Here is a 17788-nt window from a genome sequence, read left to right as displayed (position 1 = left end):
GTGCGGGACCTGGGCGGGCTCTGGGCGGACCTGACCGACCTGGTGCTGCCGGCCGGGTGCGCCGGATGCGGCAAGCGGATCCCCGGCCTGCGGCAGGGCTTCTGCCCCCGCTGCGTCGGCGAGTTGATGGCGCTGCGCCCCGCACTGACCCGTCTCCGCCAGACCTGGTGGCTGCGAAGCGTCAACCCGGCACCACCCACGTGGGTAAGACCGGGACCGTCCCACCCTCAGGCGGGACTGCCGACCGTGCGCTCACCAAAGCACACTGAGAGGTAACGGCTGCTGGCGTACAAGGAAAAAGCACAGCAGGCAGCAAGCAGCAGACAGCAAGCAGCAGCGGGGCCGACACGGGCTGGCCCGGCCGCTGGGCGCGCTGCTTGCCGAGGTGGTGGCCGCGGCGGTGGTGAGCACGTCCGGTGACGTGGTGCCGGTGTTGCGGGACACCGCGCGGGCGGCTCGGGCCCGCTACGGCGACCATCTGGACCGGTTGACCCGCCACGCGGCGGCTCGGCTGCACGCTGCCGGCTGGCCGGTACGCGTGCTCCGGCCGGCGTGGGCGCTGCCCCGGCCGGACTCGGTCGCCCTGGACACAGCGCCGGACGGGCCGCCGCGGCCGACGCGGCGTTCCGGCTGCGCCGGGCCGACGGGGTCCGGGTCGACGGTCCGGTGGTGCTGCTCGACGACATCGTCACCACCGGGTCCACGTTGGCGGCGGTGAGCCGGATCTTGCACAGGGCGGGAATGACGCCAAAGGCGGCCGCGGTGCTCGCCGCAACGCAAAAGCGACGCCTCGGGTGACGCTTCGTGTTTCCTTTTCACCCCTTGGTGTATGAGCTGTGAGAATTCCCAGGCAGCTTTTGACAACGAGGGGTGACTGCCACGCGAACACGGGTTAGCGTTTTCGTGTCGGGGGTAGGAGGTCTTCCCATCCGCCCCCGGCGGTGAAAGGAGGCGTAGCCGTACGCGACCGGTCGACGCCGAGCGGGGACGCTCCCAGGGCGCGTTGACCGGGGAAAACCGGACCGAACGACCGTCCGAACAAGGGAGGTCACGTGGACATCGTGGTCAAGGGCCGTAACGTCGAAGTGCCGGACCATTACCGGGTACACGTAGCCGAAAAGCTTGCGAAGATCGAACGCTACGACCACAAGCTCATTCGCGTGGACGTCGAGTTGTTCCACGAGCGCAATCCGCGCCAGGCCGATCACTGCCAGCGGGTGGAGATCACCTGCGTCACGCGGGGCCCGGTGATCCGGGCCGAGGCCTGCACGAATGACTTCTACAGCGCGCTGGACGCGGCCATCGCCAAGTTGGACACCCGGTTCCGCCGGGCGGCCGACCGGCGCCGGGTGCACCGGGGGCGGCATGCGCCGCTCTCCGTCGCCGCCGCCACCGCTGACCTGCCGGTCGCCGACCTCAACGGGCCGGGGCTGGCGGCGCTGAACGGTACCGGGACCGCCACCGCGGTCGCCGAACGGCCCGACGAGGACGGCTACGGGGAGTCCGACAACCAGCCGTGGCACATCGCGCGGGAGAAGGTGCATCCCGCCGAACCGATGACTGTCGACGACGCCCTGTTCCAGATGGAACTGGTCGGCCACGACTTCTACCTGTTCCAGGACAAGGAGTCCGGGCGCCCCAGCGTCGTCTACCGTCGGCACGCCTACGACTACGGGATCATCTCCCTCGACACCGGACTCTGACCACCCCCTGTGACACCGGCCGAGGAGCCGCGGTGGGCAGCCATCGCGGCTCCTCGCGTCCCTGCGTCGGCCGTGACGCTCAGTGCGTCGGGAAGTCCGACGCGAGCATGCCGAAGATCAGGTCGTCGATCCGGCCGCCGTCCAGTCCGGGCAGCCGGCCGCGCAACAGCCCCTCCCGGCGGAAGCCCACCTTCTCCAGCACCCGGTGTGACGCGGTGTTCTCCGGCAGGGTCCCCGCGGTGAGCCGGGCGATCCCGGGGACGCCGAACGCCCAGCCGGCCAGCAGGCGTATCGCCCGGGTGGCGTAGCCACGCCCACGCCAGGCGGGCAGCAGCGCGTAGCCGACGCTCGCCTCGCCGGCCGCCCGGTCGCTGTAGGACAGCCCGCAGCTGCCCGCTGGTTCGCCGGTGGCCGCGTCGAGGATCAGCAGCCGGGCCAGGCTGCCGGTGAGCCAGGCGCTCTCCGCCAGCCGGCAGCGCCGTTCGATCGCGGACCGGGTCGGCGGCACCGGCGGTGCCTGGTTGGCCACCACCTCCGGCCGCGTGTGCAGCCGGAACATCACGTCGGCGTCGGCCGGGCCGAGCCGGCGCAGGGTCACCAGGCCGTCGGTGAGCCGACCGTCGGGCAGGTCGGGCAGGAGCCGGGCGGCCGGACCGGGCGGGTCGTCGGCGAGGCGTACCCAGGCGAGCAGGTCGTGCCGGCCTCCCCCGCGGCTCGGGTTCGCCGCCCGGCGTACCCCCTCGTGGCGGAATCCGGCGGCCAGCGCGACCCGCTGGCTGGCGGTGTTCTCCTCGTTGGTGAGCAGTTCCAGGCGGGCGCAGCCGGCGGCGAAGGCCGACTCGGCCAGCGCCCGGGTGGCGGCCGTGGCGACGCCGCGCCCGCGGGCCCAGGGCGCGACCCAGTAGCCGATCTCCCACTGGCCGCGGGTCGGCACCGGTTGGCTCAGGCCGATGCTGCCGAGCAGCCGGTCGGTGGCGGGGTCGGCGATGGCGTACGCGGCGCCGCCGGTGGCCCAGGCCGCGGGGGCGCCCTCGGTGATCCACCACCGGGCGCTCTCCTCCGTGTACGGGTCCGGGAGCCCGGAGATGCCCCGCTGGGTGACCGGATCGGCGCAGCCGGCCACGGTGTCCGCCAGGTCGTCGAGGCGGGACGGTCGCAGCCGTACCCCGTTCGCCTCGATCGTCTCCGGCGTCACGCCAGGTCCTGCGGGAGCAGCGCGGCCACCCAGACATCCGGCCGCTCGCCCCGCTGCTGGATGCCGCTGCGGGCGGTGCCCTCGAAGGCGAAGCCCGCCTTCTCGGCGACCCGGCGGGAGGCGGTGTTGCCCACGTTGGCCCGCCACTCGATCCGGGCCAGGCCGAGCGTGGTGAATCCCCAGGCGCAGAGTGCGGCCAGCGCGGCGGGCAGGTATCCCCGGCCGCGGGCGTTCGGGGCGGCCATGAAGCCGACGTCGGCGACGAGCGGGTCGGCGGGGGAGATCCGCAGGTCGATCGAGCCGGCGTACCGGTCCTCGGCGTCGGCGACGGCGTAGTTGGCCCCGGTGCCGCGGGCCCACGCCGCCCGGGCGACGTCGCGCAGGTAGCCGTCGGCGTGCTCTCGCTCGTAGGGGTGCGGGACGCTGGTCCAGCGGACGGTCTCCGCGTCCTGGCAGGTCGCCGTGACCGCCTCCAGATCGCGTTCCTCCAGCGGGCGCAGCCGCAGCTCGGTGGCGCCCGCGGTGGCGAACAGGACCGGCTGCGGGCGGCCGAAGACGGCGGCCCGCAGGGCGGCCAGGGTGTCCGGTCCGGCCGGTCCGGGCTCGCCCGGGGCGGGCACCTCGCCGGGGAGCAGCGAGCCGAGCCAGCCCTCGGGGCGCCCGTCCACCGCCGGCTGGGCGAGCCGCAACTCGCCCTCGATCCGGAAGCCAGCCCGCAGCGCCACCAGTCGGGAGGCGTGGTTGCCGATCTCGGCCTGCCAGATGAGCCGGCGCAGCTTGCCTGCGTCGAAGGCCCAGCGGGCGACCGCCCGGGTGGCCCGGACCGCGACGCCCCGGCCCCGCGCCCACGGTGCGGTCCAGTAGCCGACCTCGGCGCTGCCCAGGCCCCGGTCGATCGAGACCAGGCCGCAGGAGGCGAGCAACTCGCCGGTGGCGGCGTCGCACACCGCGAACTCGGCACCGCTGCCGTCGGCCCAGGCCGCCGCGCTGCGCCGGGCGACGAAATCGAGCGCGTGTTCGGGCCGGTACGGGCGAGGTACGGTGGTCCAGCGCTGGATGTCCGGATCCTGGCAGGCGCGGTACACCGCGTCGGCGTCCTCCGCCCGCCAGGGTCGCAGCAGCAGGCCGTCCTCGACGATCTCCACGGGCTCCACCGGGCCATCGTGCCGGATCGTTCGCGTTCGGCGTAACCCGATTTGCGCCGGGTCAGCGCGCCAGCCAGGCGGTATGTCCGGTTCGCGGCCATGGACCGTCGCCACCAGTGACCATCGCCGCGATGGAGCGCCTACGATGGTTCGAGACTGTCTAGGGGAGCGTTGATCCGTGTCGATTCTGGAAAAGGTCCTTCGCGCGGGCGAGGGCCGCATGGTGCGTCGACTCAAGGCGATCGCGGCCGCCGTCAACTCGATCGAGGACGACTACGTCAACCTCACCGACGACGAGCTGCGCGCGATGACCGACCAGTTCAAGGAGCGGCTCGACGACGGGGAGACCCTCGACGACCTGCTGCCCGAGGCTTTCGCGGTGTGCCGCGAGGCGGCCGCCCGGGTGCTCGGCCAGCGGCCCTACGACGTCCAGGTGATGGGCGGCGCGGCGCTGCACTTCGGCAACATCGCCGAGATGAAGACCGGTGAGGGCAAGACCCTGACCTCGGTCATGCCGGTCTACCTGAACGCGCTCGCCGGCAAGGGCGTGCACGTGGTCACGGTGAACGACTACCTGGCCCAGCGCGACGCCGCCTGGATGGGCCGGGTGCACGAGTTCCTCGGCCTCACCGTCGGCGTGGTGCTGCCCAACCGGCCGGCCAGCGAGCACCGGGCCGCCTACGAGTGCGACATCACCTACGGCACCAACAACGAGTTCGGCTTCGACTACCTGCGCGACAACATGGCCTGGTCGAGGGACGAGCTGGTGCAGCGCGGCCACTTCTTCTCGGTGGTCGACGAGGTCGACTCGATCCTCATCGACGAGGCCCGGACCCCGCTGATCATCTCCGGTCCGGCCGAGCACTCCGCCCGCTGGTACCAGGAGTTCGCCGCCGTGGTGGCCCGCCTGCAGCCGGGCACCGACGGCGAGGGCGACTACGAGGTCGATTACGCCAAGCGCACCATCGCCATCACCGAGCGCGGCGTGGCCAAGGTCGAGGACCGGCTCGGCATCGACAACCTCTACGAGTCGGTCAACACTCCGCTGGTCGGCTACCTCAACAACGCGATCAAGGCCAAGGAGCTCTACAAGCGCGACAAGGACTACATCGTCAGCGAGGGCGAGGTCCTGATCGTCGACGAGTTCACCGGGCGCATCCTGCACGGTCGTCGCTACAACGAGGGCATGCACCAGGCGATCGAGGCCAAGGAGGGGGTGGAGATCAAGCAGGAGAACCAGACCCTGGCCACCATCACCCTCCAGAACTACTTCCGCCTCTACGAGAAGCTTTCCGGCATGACCGGTACCGCCCAGACCGAGGCGGGTGAGTTCAACAAGGTCTACAAGGTCGGCGTCGTGACCATCCCGACGCACCGGCCGATGGTCCGGCAGGACCGGCCGGACGTCATCTACAAGACCGAGAAGGCCAAGTTCAACGCCGTGGTCGAGGACATCGCCGAGCGGCACGAGCAGGGCCAGCCGGTGCTCGTCGGCACGGTCTCGGTGGAGAATTCCGAGATCATCTCCCAGCTGCTGCGCCGCCGGGGCATCCCGCACTCCGTGCTGAACGCCAAGTTCCACGCCAAGGAGGCGGAGATCGTCGCCCAAGCCGGGCGCAAGGGCGCGGTCACCGTGGCCACCAACATGGCCGGCCGCGGTACGGACATTCTGCTCGGCGGCAACGCCGAGTTCCTCGCCGCCAACGAGCTGCGCCAGCGCGGCCTTGACCCGGTCGAGCAGCCGGAGGAGTACGCCAAGGCGATGGAGGAGGTCCTGCCCGAGTGGAAGCAGGCCTGCGACGCCGAGGCCGAGGAGGTGGCCGCCGCCGGCGGCCTCTACGTGCTGGGCACCGAGCGGCACGAGTCCCGCCGGATCGACAACCAGCTGCGCGGTCGCGCCGGCCGGCAGGGTGACCCGGGCGAGTCCCGCTTCTACCTCTCGCTCCAGGATGAGCTGATGAAGCGCTTCCGGGCCGGTGCCGTCGAGGCGGTGATGGAGCGCTTCAACATCCCCGAGGACGTGCCCATCGAGTCGAAGATGGTCACCCGCCAGATCAAGAGCGCGCAGGCCCAGATCGAGGGCCAGAACGCCGAGATCCGGAAGAACGTCCTCAAGTACGACGAGGTGATGAACAAGCAGCGCCAGGTGGTCTACGCCGAGCGCCTGCGGGTGCTCAACGGCGAGGACCTCTCCGACCAGGTCCGCAACATGATCGACGACGTGATCAACGCGTACGTCACGGGCGCCACCAGCGAGGGCTACGCCGAGGACTGGGACCTCGACCAGCTCTGGGCCAGCCTCAAGCAGCTCTACCCGGTGGGCGTCACCATCGACGAGCTGGAGGAGGAGGTGGGCTCCCGGGCCGGCCTCGACCAGGACTTCCTGCTCGCCCGCCTCAAGGAGGACGCGCACAGCGCGTACGACCGGCGCGAGGAGCAGCTCGGCGAGGACGCGGTACGCCAGCTCGAGCGGATGGTCCTGCTCCAGGTGATCGACCGCAAGTGGCGCGAGCACCTCTACGAGATGGACTACCTGCAGGAGGGCATCAGCCTGCGGGCGTACGCCCAGCGCGACCCGGTCATCGAGTACCAGCGCGAGGGCTTCGACATGTTCGCCACCATGATGGACGGCATCAAGGAGGAGACGGTCGGCTTCCTCTACAACCTGGAGGTGCAGGTCGAGGAGCCCGAGCCGGAGGCCGAGGAGGTGCAGCTGCTGGAGAAGCCGGTCGAGATCCGTGCCAAGGGCCTCAACCGCGCGCCGCAGCAGCAGGGCCTGCAATACTCCGCGCCCGCCATCGACGGCGAGGCCGGCCGCGGCGCGCCGGCCATCGAGCGGGCCGACGAGCAGGCGCCGGCCCTGGGCATCGGCAACCCGGACAGCACCGCCCGGCCCGCCGCCCCGTCCGCCTCGGGCAAGCCCCGGCGCCCGGCGGCCGCGGGGATGAACGGGCAGGCGGTCGCCGCCAGCACCGCCCGCCGGGCCGCGCCCGGCCAGGTGGATGCCGGCGAGGGTCCGTCCCGCAACGCGCCCTGCCCGTGCGGCTCCGGTCGCAAGTACAAGCGGTGCCACGGCGCCCCCAACGGCGGCAACTGACCCGCCCGCACCAGCGACGACGGGCCCCGGCCGAATACGGCCGGGGCCCGTCCCCGTCCGTGGCCAGCCATTCCCTTGATCGACTCGCCTTGCGGCGGGTGGCGGTGTCCGCGCTGGTGGAGGGCGCGATGTGCGGCATCCCGAGTCGATCGCGCCGGTCGGGCGGACGTCGTCTCGAGCGGATTGCGCAGGCCGGGGCGCAGCCGCCGGCGGCGGGTCAGAGCACCTCGAGGGTGGTGCAGAGCCAGGTGCCGCGTCGGTGCTCGACGCGCAGGGCGATCGCCCAGCTGGCGCCGCCGGCTCCGGCGAGCACGGCGGCGGCCCCGGCGGCCCCGGCCCGCGGCTCGCAGACCCGCAGCCGGCGGAGCTGGAGGGCCGGCCGGGTGGCGCGGCGGCGTACCGGGCCCACGCGTCGGGCCGCCCGGGTCAGCTCGGTGGCCACCCGGGTCGTGGCGTCGGGCAGGCAGAGCGGCCGGAGCTGACCGGGTGGCTGGTAGCCGTTGACGATCTCCAGGAAGGTGCGGACGAACCGGTGCGCCGCCCGGGTGGCCTCGGGGGTGGCGGTGGCCAGCGCGGCGGCGGGTGGCCCGCCGGTGCGGCGGCCCGGGCCGGTGGGCACCGGTCGGACGTCGGGGGCGCGCCCGTCGGGCGGGTCGGGATCCCGGCGGCGCGGGTCGAACAGGTCGAGGGTGAGTTGATCGACGTCGGCCCAGGGCGAGCCCTCGTCGGTGCAGGGCGGGTCGATCGGTGGGGCGGGTCGGAGCCGGACCGGGGGACGCGGTGCCAACGGGCGGCGGGTGTCGACCATCCTCAACCCCTGTTCCTTGCGTTTGCTTCCGTTTGCCTCCGACAGGGCCTCATCGTCGAACAGGGCAGCATCGCCCGTCAATGCCGCTACGGGGTCGCGCGATCACTCCGGGTCGCGTTCGACCAGCGGGTTGCCGCGTACCCACTCGGCGGTCTCGGCGTACTTGTGCTGGATGTACTCCTCCAGCCGGGCGCGTTCCACCCGCCACTGCCCGCGGCCGCCGATCTTGATGGCGGGCAGTTCGCCGCTGCGCACCATGTGGTAGACCTGCGAGTCCGAGACGTTGAGTTCGGCGGCCACGTCGGACAGCAGCAGGAACCTGGGCTCCACGGTGACTCCCGGGGTTGGCTTTCGTTTGCCTCAGTTTGCCACCAGCAGCCGTTCCGCCCCAGCGCCCGGTGCGGCGATCCGGTCGGCGGACACACCGGCGAGGAACTTCTCCCGGGCGGGTGCGGGGTGTATGACGGTCACGGCGTACGGCATGATCGGCGCCCGGGGCCGGCATCCGCCGGCCGGGCCTGAGCAGGGGAGAGACCGGTGACCGACGAGCTTGTCCGGGTGTACGTGCCGGCGACCGTCCCGCTCCTGGCGCAACTGCGCGAGCAGGGCCTCGCGATCGGTGAGGCGCACGCGGTCACCCCGGAGCTGCGCGAGTGGTACGCCGAGGGCGACGAGGAGGAGTTGGAGTACGTCGCCTTCACCCGGGCCGCCCAGGACGCGCTGCTGCTGCTCCGGGGCGACCCGGGCGCGCCCCGCCGGCGGGTGGTGGTCTCGGTGGACCTGCCGACCCGCGCGGTCGGCCGGGTCGGCGGCGAGCTGGGGTCCAGCCTGGTCCGGCTCGTCGGGCCGGTGCCCGTCAAGACGGTCGCCGCGATCCACGTGGACGGCGCGGAGGCGGTCGACGACGTGGCGGCCGCCGCCGAGGTGGTGGCCGAGGCGCAGGCCGGTGACCCGGACGCCCAGTTCACCGTCGACGGCGCCGAGGACCACGAGCTGGAGTGGTACGACGTGACCGAGCTGGACCTGCTGCTGCGCGCGATCTCCTGACCCGCACCCCAGGGGTCAGGCGGCGACCTGCTCGTCCTCCTCGACGGTGCGTGGGCCGAGGGTGCGGCCGAACGCGATGAGCGTGGTGAGTGCCCCGACGAAGAGCACCCAGATGCCGTTGTCGAGGCGGGAGGTGCCGAGGGAGGTCTGGGCCACCTGGTCCGCCTCGCTGAGCGCGGCGGCCAGGTTGAGCAGGTCGCGCCCGCCGATCCGGATGATCACCTCGGTGAGCAGCAGGAGGAGGCCCGGCCCGGCCCCGGCGACCAGGTACGCGGGCCAGCGCAGCTGCGACAGCTCCAGCTCGCCGCCCCGCGACCTGGAGCTGTCGGCCGCGGAGCCGCCCCGGCGGGCGGCGCGGCGGCGGGCCCAGGTGAGGTAGCCGAACGCCACCAGGCCGGCGATCAGCCCGGCGAGCAGCGACTCGGTGCGGGAGACCCACTTCGCGGCGTCGAGCATCGACTGCTGGGTGTCGCCGGCGCCGAACAGGTCGGACAGCGGGTCCCGAGCACGGCTGAACAGCACCACGAAGACCTGCGCGGCCAGCGTGGCGCTGGCGAGCCCGCCCACCACCCGGGCGTTGCGGGCGCCGGCCAGCGCGCCGCCGATGATCGCCGCCGCCGCGGTGGTGCCGGCGATGGTGTTGGTGGTCGCGTTGTCGGCGTAGGTGAGGTTGATCGCGACCGCGGCGGCGAATCCGACCAACAGGCCGGTGCCGACGGCGGCGAGGAAGCGCAGGGTGGCCCGGCCGAGCGGGTTGGTCACCGCCAGGGCGACCGCGGCGCCGGCGACCAGCGCGGCGCAGATCACGCCGGGCAGCGCGTACGCGGAGAGGCTGATCGCGGTGAGGCCGGCCGCGGCCGAGCTGATCGCGGCCCGGGTGGACCAGAGCATCGCGGCGAGCCAGCCGACCGCCAACAGCGCCAGCACCACCGCGCCGGGGGCGTACGCCGGTCGTCCGGTGCCCTCCGGGGTGGCCGGCTCGTCGGCCGGGTCGGTGCTCGGCTGCTCCGGCTCGTCGGCCGGGTCGACCACGGGCTGGTCCGGCTCCGCAGCCGTGGAGCTGCCGGGCTGGTTGCTCATCGTGTTCCCCTTCGACGGACGCCGGATCGGCCGCGACGGGCCGGGCAGGTCACCGGTCATCCAGGGTACGCGGCGTCCGGTGCGCCCTTCGGGACCCGCCCGCCGGTCGGTGCCGACCCGGGCCGGCGCCCGCCAGCGGGTGGCGGCCGGACGTTCGACAGCGCCTGAGACGGGTGGGTGGGCCCGGCACCGGGGCGGTGCCGACGGGATCCGCGGCCTCCTCACCGCCTGGCCGACGATGCGGAGGGCTGGTGACGGATCGTAGGCAGGAATGGTTGCGGGCTGATGGATCATCGGGGCGGGGGTGGGGCGGCCTACGGTCCGGTGTGTGCCGGTGCGTCCGGGTGTCGGCTGCGGGCGGGCTTCGCCGGGGGCGGCGGGGGTGGGGCGGGGGTGTCGCATGGAAGAATTGGCCGAGGTCCCGCCGCCGCACCGGTCCGCCGCGCGGTGCTCGGCACCCGGCCGCCCGGTCGGTGCCCGCGGGTCCGATTTCGCCACCGCCGTCGAGATCGCACAGGAGCCGTGATGGACGCCGTGTTCTCCGTACCCGAGCCGCGCAACGAGCCGGTCCACACCTACGAGCCCGGCAGCGCCGACCGGGAGCGGCTCCAGCGGCGGCTGACCGAGCTGGCCGCCGCGCAGATCGAGCTGCCGATGACCATCGCCGGTGAGCAGCGGATGGCCGGTGGTGACCCGATCAAGGTGGTCCAGCCGCACAAGCACGCCCACGTGCTCGGCATCACCGGGCACGCCACCCACGACGACGCCCGCGCCGCGGTCAAGGCCGCCAAGGACGCGGCCCCGATGTGGCGGGCGCTGCCGTTCGAGGAGCGGGCCGCGATCTTCCTGCGCGCCGCCGACCTGCTCTCCGGCCCGTGGCGGGACACGCTCAACGCGGCCACCATGCTCGGCCAGTCCAAGACGGTGGTCCAGGCCGAGATCGACTCGGCCTGCGAGTTCATCGACTTCCTCCGGTTCAACGTGCACTTCGCCCGCAAGCTGCTGGCGGAGCAGCCGATGTCCTCGCCGGGGGTGTGGAACCGCTTCGACCACCGGCCGCTGGAGGGCTTCGTCTACGCGGTCACCCCGTTCAACTTCACCGCGATCGCCGGCAACCTGCCGTCGGCGCCGGCCCTGCTCGGCAACACGGTGGTCTGGAAGCCGGGCCCGACCCAGCAGTTCGCCGCGCACTTCACCATGCGGCTGTTCGAGGCGGCCGGGCTGCCGCCCGGCGTGATCAACATGGTCACCGGGCGCGGCGAGGAGGTCTCCGACGTGGTGCTCGCCGACCCGGACCTGGCCGGCATCCACTTCACCGGGTCGACCAAGGTGTTCCAGCACCTGTGGCGGACGGTCGGCGAGAACATCGCCCGCTACCGGGGCTACCCGCGGCTGGTCGGCGAGACCGGCGGCAAGGACTTCGTGGTCGCGCACGCGAGCGCGGACGTGGACGCCCTGCACACCGCGCTGATCCGGGGCGCCTACGAGTACCAGGGCCAGAAGTGCTCGGCCGCGTCGCGGGCGTACGTCCCGCGGTCGATCTGGGAGGGTGGGCTGCGGGACCGGCTCGCCGCCACCGCCGACTCGCTGGCGTACGGCGACGTCACCGACTTCCGCAACTTCGGCGGCGCGGTCATCGACGACAAGGCGTTCGGCCGGCACCAGGCCGCGCTGGACCTGATCAGCGGCGACGACACCTGCCGGGTCCTGGCCGGCGGCACCGCCGACGACTCGGTCGGCTACTTCGTCCGGCCGACGCTGTTCGAGTGCTCCGACCCCGCACACGAGACCTTCACCACCGAATACTTCGGGCCGATCCTGGGCGTGCACGTCTTCGAGGACGCCCGGTTCGACGAGGTGGTCGCCCAGGCCGAGGCGATCGCCCCGTACGCGCTGACCGGGTCGATCTTCGCGACCGACCGTCGGGTGGTCGACCAGGTGGCCGAAAAGATGCGGTACGCGGCCGGCAACTTCTACATCAACGACAAGCCGACCGGTGCGGTGGTCGGGCAGCAGCCGTTCGGCGGCGCCCGGGCCAGCGGCACCAACGACAAGGCGGGCTCCTGGCACAACCTGGTCCGCTGGATGTCGCCGCGGACGATCAAGGAGACCTTCGTCCCGCCGACCGACCACGGGTACCCGCACATGGCCTGACCTGCTGATGGTCGCCGGTGACGCACGGAGCGTCACCGGCGGCCGGCCGGCCGGGTGAGGGCGTGGACGTCCCCGGCGGACTGTCGTCGGCCGACAGTGCACATCGGACGACCCAACGGGTGGCGAAAACCGGAAATCCTGGACGCCGGGTCGGGCGAAGTGGCAGCTTAGAGGGCATGGCGGAATCCGGAGTCAACCCGACGGCCGCGGCCCTGCTGGGTCTGCTGCACGAAGGACCGATGACAGGCGGCCAGCTGATGGCCGCCGCCGAGCGGCGGCTGGCGCCGTATTGGTCGATGACCCGCAGCCAGGTCTACCGGGAGCTTCCGGTGCTGGCTGAGAAGGGGCTGGTGCGGCTCGGCAAGCCCGGGCCGCGGATGAGCCAGCCGTACGCGCTCACGGCGGCCGGGAAGCGGACGTTCTCCCGCTGGCTGGCGGAGAACCCCGGGCGGGACACGATCCGTAACCCGACCGCGTTGCGGATCGCGTTCGGCGACCTGCACTCGCCGAGTCAGCTCAAGAACCTCTACGCCTCGGCGAACGAGTACCACTCCGAGGCCCTCGCGGCGGCGCGTGAGCAGGCCAAGAACGCCAAGAAGGAAGGCGAGGCGTACGACGCCAGCGCGCTGGAGTTCGCCGTCGCGTACCACAAGGCGGCGCTGTCCTGGCTCAAGTCCGCCCCGGTCGGCGGATGACCAGCCCGGGTAGAGGCATCTGAGGTGAGCGGACGCCGAGCGGCCAAGTACGCTTGTCTGTCGTGACCTCTGCCGACTACGCCGAACAGCTCAAGGAACTCGACGCCACCCTGCGCAACATCGAGGCCGTCCTCGATCTCGACAAGCTGCGCGAGCAGAAGGGCCGCCTGGAGCAGGAGGCCTCCGCGCCCGACCTCTGGGACGACCAGGCCAAGGCGCAGCAGGTGACGTCGCAGCTGTCGTACGTCAACGGCGAGATCAACAAGCTCTCCGACCTCCGCGCCCGGCTGGACGACGCCGGCGTGCTGCTGGAGCTGGCCCAGGCCGAATCCGACCCGGGCACGCTCGCCGAGGTCGAGACGGAGATCACCGGGCTGACCAAGGCCATCCAGGAGATGGAGGTCCGCACCCTGCTCTCCGGGGAGTACGACTCCCGGGAGGCGCTGGTCGCCATCCGGGCCGGCGCGGGTGGCGTGGACGCCGCGGACTTCGCCGAGATGCTGCTGCGGATGTACCTGCGCTGGGCCGAGCGGCACGGCTACCCGACCGAGGTCTACGAGACCTCGTACGCCGAGGAGGCGGGCCTCAAGTCGGCCACCTTCACGGTCAAGGTGCCCTACGCGTACGGCACGCTGAGCGTCGAGTCCGGCACCCACCGGCTGGTCCGGATCAGCCCGTTCGACAACCAGGGGCGGCGGCAGACCAGCTTCGCCGGCGTCGAGGTGCTGCCGGTCGTCGAGCAGACCGACCACATCGAGATCCCCGAGAACGAGATGCGGATCGACGTCTACCGTTCCTCCGGCCCGGGCGGGCAGAGCGTCAACACCACCGACTCGGCGGTGCGCATCACGCACATCCCGACCGGCATCGTGGTCACCTGCCAGAACGAGAAGTCGCAGCTGCAGAACAAGGCCTCCGCGCTGCGGGTGCTCCAGGCCCGGCTGCTGGAGCGCAAGCGCCAGGAGGAGCAGGCCAAGCTCCAGGGCCTCAAGACCGACGCCGCCGGCTCGTGGGGCGACCAGATGCGCTCGTACGTCCTGCACCCGTATCAGATGGTGAAGGATCTGCGTACCGAGCAGGAGACGGGCAATCCGTCCTCGGTGTTCGACGGTGAGCTGGACAGCTTCATCGAGGCCGGCATCCGGTGGCGTAAGCAGCAGCAGCTCAGCGCTGACGGTGCGTGATCGGCCTCCGACGGAACGCGTCGTCGATCTCTGGGTGACCGGCTGAATCGATGACGCGACTCGCTTCGGCGGGGCGTGGGGCTTGGCTCTCCGGTTACACCGCGTAGACTCTCGACCCGTGATTCAGCTTGAGCAAGTGACGAAGACGTACCCGAAGGCGTCCCGGCCTTCGCTCGACAACGTGTCCGTCTCGATCGAGAAGGGCGAGTTCGTCTTCTTCATCGGTCCATCCGGCTCCGGCAAGTCCACGATCATCAAGATGCTGCTGCACGAGGTCACCCCCAACAAGGGGCGGGTCGTCGTCAACGGCAAGGACGTCACGTCGATGCGCTCCTGGAAGCGACCCCACTTCCGGCGCTCCATCGGCTGCGTCTTCCAGGACTTCCGCCTGCTGCCGAACCGCACCGCCTACGAGAACGTGGCGTTCGCGCTGGAGGTGATCGGCAAGACCAAGGCGGTCGCCCGCCGGGTCGTTCCGGAGGTGCTGGAGCTGGTCGGCCTCGGTGGGAAGGAGCACCGCTACCCCCACGAGCTCTCCGGTGGTGAGCAGCAGCGGGTCGCGGTGGCCCGGGCGTTCGTGAACCGGCCGCTGATCCTGCTGGCGGACGAGCCCACCGGAAACCTGGACCCGGACACGTCGATCGAGATCATGCGCCTGCTGGACCGGATCAACCGCACCGGCACGACCGTCGTGATGGTCACGCACGACTCCAACATCGTGAACCAGATGCGCCGTCGCGTCATCGAGATCGAGAGCGGCCGCATCGTGCGCGACCAGGCTCGCGGCGTCTACGGCTGAGCCGTCGCCCCGCTGACGATCCGTAGATCCTGACGACGAACACCTCACGCCGGAGAGCCGGAGGAATTTCCCGATGCGGATGAAGTACGTCCTTTCCGAGGTACTGGTCGGACTGTGGCGCAACGTCACGATGACCATCGCGATGATCATCACGATGGGTGTGTCGCTGTTCATGCTGGGCGGTAGCGGCCTTCTCTACCAGAAGGTCGGCGACATGAAGGACCTCTACTACGAGAACGTCCAGGTCTCGATCTTCCTGAAGACCGACGTCAACGACCAGCAGCGAGGCGACCTTGAGGCCAAGCTGAAGTCCGACCCGCTGGTCAAGGAGGTCACCTACGTCGACAAGACGGAGGCGTACAAGCGCTTCCAGGAGATGTTCCAGGACGCGCCCGACCTGATCAGCGCGGTCAAGGAGGACAGCCTCCCGCCGTCGTTCCGGATCAAGCTGAACAACCCGGAGCAGTACAAGAGCATCTACGACGAGTACAAGACCGCCGAGGGGATCGACACGATCGTCGACCAGAGCAAGCTCCTCGACAAGGTCTTCAACGTCCTCACCGGCATCCAGAACTTCGCCCTGGCCATCGCGGTGGTGATGGCGGTCGCCGCGTTGCTGCTGGTCGCGAACACCATCCAGGTCGCCGCGTACAGCAAGCGGCGCGAGGTCGCGGTCATGAAACTGGTCGGTGCCTCCAACTGGTTCATCCAGGCCCCGTTCGTGCTGGAGGCCATCGTCGCCGGCTTGATCGGTTCGGTCCTCGGCCTGCTGGCCCTGATCGGCCTGAAGGTCGTGGCCGCCGGCGGGTCGATGGCGGCCGTGGAGGGCCTGATCACGCCGGTCTCCTGGTCCGAGATCTTCCTGATGTTCCCGCTGATGGCCGGCGTCGGCGGCCTGGTCAGCGCGGTCACCGCCTGGGTCACGCTGCGCTTCTACCTGCGGGTCTAGTCAGCGCGACGGCTCTCCGAGGGCCCTCCCGCGCCGGAATAAACGGCGCGGGAGGGTCCTTGTCATTCGGGTAGCATGATCCCGCTCCGCGGCCGATGGTCGCGGACGAGTGGAAGGGAGGTGGCGCCGATGCCACGGGAAAAGGGCCGCAAGGTGGTCGCCTCCAACAAGAAGGCGCGCCACGACTACGCCATCCTCGACACGTACGAGGCGGGCATGGCGCTGACCGGCACCGAGGTCAAGTCGCTGCGGGCCGGCCGGGCTTCGCTGGTCGACGCGTTCGCCCAGGAGCGTGACGGCGAACTCTACCTGCACGGCATGCACATCCCGGAGTACACCCAGGGCACCTGGACCAACCACGAGCCCCGGCGTACCCGGAAGCTGCTGCTCAAGCGGCTGGAGATCGACCGGCTGATCGGCAAGACCCGGGAGAGCGGTCTCACCATGGTGCCGTTGCAGGTCTACTTCTCCGACGGCTGGGCGAAGGTGGAGATCGGCCTGGCCCGGGGTAAGAAGTCGTACGACAAGCGCCAGGACCTTGCCAAGCGGGACGCCGACCGGGAGATCGCCCGGGTGGTCGGCCGGCGCGGCAAGGGCATGGACGACTGATTCCTCCCCCGATGTCCCGATCCATGATCGGGCGGGCCTCGGGATGAATCCGGTTGCGGCAGGCGTTAGGCTTGGTGGTGCTGCCGACAGGGGCAGCCCTTCGAGGGGGTGACTGGTTTCGACTTCGTACGTTGCGGCAGGGGAAGCGAGCCGAGGAAGCCGACGTCGTCTCGTGAATCGGTCGTCGGAAACCAATAAGCGCCAAGAACAATCGCGCTGACTTCGCTCTCGCCGCCTGAGGCGAGTAGCAAGTCTGTCGGCCTGGGAGCGCCTTCGACCCAGTTAGCCGGCATCAGCTAGAAGGCTGGCCAAGCGGACCCGGTCGCGGGGTCCGTGCGGCGAGATCAATCAGCGACTGGGCCCGTCACACCGACTCGCTCGCGTGATCGGAGGGGCCGAGTAGAGGCACAGCGAGCTGCGCTCGGAGAAGCCCTGACAAGGCGGCGAAGGACCCGGGTTCGATTCCCGGCACCTCCACCACCTGACCTGTGCGCCCCGGTCCACCCGGACCGGGGCGCACAGTCGTCTCCGGCCCCGTTGCCACCAGCATCTAAGCTGCCGCCTGTGATGAACGAGAAGATCCGGCTCTCCGTGGGCGCCGCGCCCGGCCAGCGCGCCTTCGCGGCGGTGGTGGGTGTCCTGTGCACCGCCTTCGGGGCGGTGTTCGTGCTGCTGCCGGTCTTCGCCGATCGCCTGCTGAGCCGGCTGACCGGCGTCGGCGACCCGTTCCCGTCGTACGACGAGGCGCGGGACCTGCCGCCCGACATGCTCCCTCCGGCGCTGAACGACAGCGCTCCGGCAGGGCCGGTCCGGTTCGTCGGGCTCTGCGGCCTGCCGATCGTGCTGCTCGGCCTCTATCTGCTGCTGCGGGTGCTGCGTACCGCCGCCTGGCTGGAGGGGACCCGGGCCTCCGTACGCGGCGCGTTCGCCACCCGCACCGTCGACCTGGCCACCGCCGAGGTGCGGGGCGGGGCGGTCGCCTACCGGGGCGGCAACGACGCGGTGCTGCGGGTGCCGACCGTGGTCGCCCGTGACCGGGAGAGCGGCCGGCAGGTCACCATCCCGTTGCAGGGCATGGGGCTGGCCACCCTGCCGCCGTACGAGCTGCGGGCGCTCGCCGACGCGATCACCGCCGGCCGGCCCGACCAAGGCCGGGACGCCGACGCGCACGTCCTGGCCGGTCAGCTCCGCAGCATGGCGGGCAATCCGCTGGGTCGCTGAGGCGTTTGGGACAGCTGGGGCCGGTGGGGCCAATGGGACAGATGAGGCGCCGGATCACCCTGGACAGCCCGCCCGACCAGGTCCACCATCGCTGTACGCGGA

At 71.4% G+C, this 17788-nt stretch carries 15 protein-coding genes, 1 other RNA gene and 1 pseudogene; 12 read left to right on the top strand and 5 right to left on the bottom strand.

What is annotated here, in order from left to right:
• Together ACGF4F_RS25330 and hpf are read left to right on the top strand one after the other, a co-directional pair.
• Nucleotides 1-798, top strand: a pseudogene (locus tag ACGF4F_RS25330) (ComF family protein).
• Between the two features lie 254 nt (nucleotides 799-1052).
• Nucleotides 1053-1703 (top strand): ribosome hibernation-promoting factor, HPF/YfiA family, encoded by a 651-nt coding sequence (gene hpf / locus ACGF4F_RS25325; protein WP_357436597.1) that lies wholly within the window; start codon nucleotides 1053-1055, stop codon nucleotides 1701-1703.
• A 79-nt stretch (nucleotides 1704-1782) separates the two neighbouring features.
• On the opposite strand, the gene ACGF4F_RS25320 is transcribed toward hpf, so the two are convergent.
• Nucleotides 1783-2898 (bottom strand): GNAT family N-acetyltransferase, encoded by a 1116-nt coding sequence (locus ACGF4F_RS25320; protein WP_393080835.1) that lies wholly within the window; start codon nucleotides 2896-2898, stop codon nucleotides 1783-1785.
• Nucleotides 2895-4052, bottom strand: coding sequence for a GNAT family N-acetyltransferase (locus tag ACGF4F_RS25315; protein WP_393080832.1), 1158 nt, complete (start codon nucleotides 4050-4052; stop codon nucleotides 2895-2897). The genes ACGF4F_RS25320 and ACGF4F_RS25315 overlap by 4 nt, the downstream gene beginning before the upstream one ends.
• Before the next feature lie 169 nt (nucleotides 4053-4221).
• Here ACGF4F_RS25315 and secA point away from each other — a divergent pair, with 169 nt between their 5' ends.
• On the top strand, nucleotides 4222-7140 hold the full coding sequence (secA, locus tag ACGF4F_RS25310; protein ID WP_357436606.1) for a preprotein translocase subunit SecA: 2919 nt from the start codon (nucleotides 4222-4224) through the stop codon (nucleotides 7138-7140).
• Between the two features lie 217 nt (nucleotides 7141-7357).
• On the opposite strand, the gene ACGF4F_RS25305 is transcribed toward secA, so the two are convergent.
• A complete protein-coding gene (locus ACGF4F_RS25305; protein WP_393080976.1) occupies nucleotides 7358-7948 on the bottom strand; it encodes an Rv3235 family protein in 591 nt (196 codons plus the stop codon).
• A gap of 102 nt (nucleotides 7949-8050) precedes the next feature.
• Nucleotides 8051-8278 carry a helix-turn-helix domain-containing protein gene (locus ACGF4F_RS25300; RefSeq protein WP_357436609.1) on the bottom strand — a complete coding sequence of 76 codons (228 nt, stop codon included), beginning with the start codon at nucleotides 8276-8278 and terminating at the stop codon, nucleotides 8051-8053.
• A gap of 207 nt (nucleotides 8279-8485) precedes the next feature.
• Between ACGF4F_RS25300 and ACGF4F_RS25295 the strand changes: the two genes are divergently transcribed.
• On the top strand, nucleotides 8486-8995 hold the full coding sequence (locus ACGF4F_RS25295) for a DUF6912 family protein (protein WP_393080828.1): 510 nt from the start codon (nucleotides 8486-8488) through the stop codon (nucleotides 8993-8995).
• A gap of 15 nt (nucleotides 8996-9010) precedes the next feature.
• Here the strand turns inward: ACGF4F_RS25295 and ACGF4F_RS25290 are convergent, their stop codons facing one another.
• A complete protein-coding gene (locus ACGF4F_RS25290; RefSeq protein WP_393080825.1) occupies nucleotides 9011-10075 on the bottom strand; it encodes a hypothetical protein in 1065 nt (354 codons plus the stop codon).
• A gap of 525 nt (nucleotides 10076-10600) precedes the next feature.
• Here ACGF4F_RS25290 and pruA point away from each other — a divergent pair.
• The 8 genes from pruA to ACGF4F_RS25250 all read left to right on the top strand — a co-directional run bounded on the left by pruA (nucleotide 10601) and on the right by ACGF4F_RS25250 (nucleotide 17686).
• Nucleotides 10601-12229, top strand: coding sequence for an L-glutamate gamma-semialdehyde dehydrogenase (gene pruA / locus ACGF4F_RS25285; RefSeq protein ID WP_393080822.1), 1629 nt, complete (start codon nucleotides 10601-10603; stop codon nucleotides 12227-12229).
• Between the two features lie 176 nt (nucleotides 12230-12405).
• Nucleotides 12406-12924, top strand: coding sequence for a PadR family transcriptional regulator (locus ACGF4F_RS25280; RefSeq protein ID WP_357436619.1), 519 nt, complete (start codon nucleotides 12406-12408; stop codon nucleotides 12922-12924).
• A gap of 62 nt (nucleotides 12925-12986) precedes the next feature.
• Complete coding sequence (gene prfB, locus ACGF4F_RS25275) at nucleotides 12987-14108, top strand: peptide chain release factor 2 (RefSeq protein ID WP_357436622.1); 1122 nt, start codon at nucleotides 12987-12989, stop codon at nucleotides 14106-14108.
• Nucleotides 14109-14226: 118 nt separating this feature from the next.
• Nucleotides 14227-14907, top strand: a complete 681-nt coding sequence (ftsE, locus tag ACGF4F_RS25270; RefSeq protein WP_073832794.1) for a cell division ATP-binding protein FtsE — start codon at nucleotides 14227-14229, stop codon at nucleotides 14905-14907.
• A 73-nt stretch (nucleotides 14908-14980) separates the two neighbouring features.
• Entirely contained in the window at nucleotides 14981-15856 is an 876-nt protein-coding gene (gene ftsX, locus ACGF4F_RS25265) for a permease-like cell division protein FtsX (RefSeq protein ID WP_357436626.1), read from the top strand.
• 129 nt (nucleotides 15857-15985) lie between these two features.
• Nucleotides 15986-16465 carry an SsrA-binding protein SmpB gene (gene smpB / locus ACGF4F_RS25260; protein WP_357436629.1) on the top strand — a complete coding sequence of 160 codons (480 nt, stop codon included), beginning with the start codon at nucleotides 15986-15988 and terminating at the stop codon, nucleotides 16463-16465.
• 104 nt (nucleotides 16466-16569) lie between these two features.
• Nucleotides 16570-16945, top strand: a transfer-messenger RNA (tmRNA) gene (ssrA, locus tag ACGF4F_RS25255).
• Nucleotides 16946-17032: 87 nt separating this feature from the next.
• A complete protein-coding gene (locus ACGF4F_RS25250) occupies nucleotides 17033-17686 on the top strand; it encodes a hypothetical protein (protein WP_357436632.1) in 654 nt (217 codons plus the stop codon).
• The last annotated feature ends 102 nt before the right edge of the window (nucleotides 17687-17788 follow it).

The sequence above is a fragment of the Micromonospora sp. NPDC047740 genome (genome assembly GCF_043204735.1).
In the GTDB taxonomy this organism is placed as follows: domain Bacteria; phylum Actinomycetota; class Actinomycetes; order Mycobacteriales; family Micromonosporaceae; genus Micromonospora.
This window is presented reverse-complemented; position numbering and strand designations above follow the sequence as displayed.

Bases quoted from the DNA above. Each gene is read 5' to 3' on its own strand.
- ACGF4F_RS25305 (WP_393080976.1), bottom strand. From the start codon at position 7,948: ATGGTCGACACCCGCCGCCCGTTGGCACCGCGTCCCCCGGTCCGGCTC.
- ACGF4F_RS25290 (WP_393080825.1), bottom strand. From the start codon at position 10,075: ATGAGCAACCAGCCCGGCAGCTCCACGGCTGCGGAGCCGGACCAGCCC.
- pruA (WP_393080822.1), top strand. From the start codon at position 10,601: ATGGACGCCGTGTTCTCCGTACCCGAGCCGCGCAACGAGCCGGTCCAC.
- ACGF4F_RS25280 (WP_357436619.1), top strand. From the start codon at position 12,406: ATGGCGGAATCCGGAGTCAACCCGACGGCCGCGGCCCTGCTGGGTCTG.
- ftsX (WP_357436626.1), top strand. From the start codon at position 14,981: ATGCGGATGAAGTACGTCCTTTCCGAGGTACTGGTCGGACTGTGGCGC.
- smpB (WP_357436629.1), top strand. From the start codon at position 15,986: ATGCCACGGGAAAAGGGCCGCAAGGTGGTCGCCTCCAACAAGAAGGCG.
- ACGF4F_RS25250 (WP_357436632.1), top strand. From the start codon at position 17,033: ATGAACGAGAAGATCCGGCTCTCCGTGGGCGCCGCGCCCGGCCAGCGC.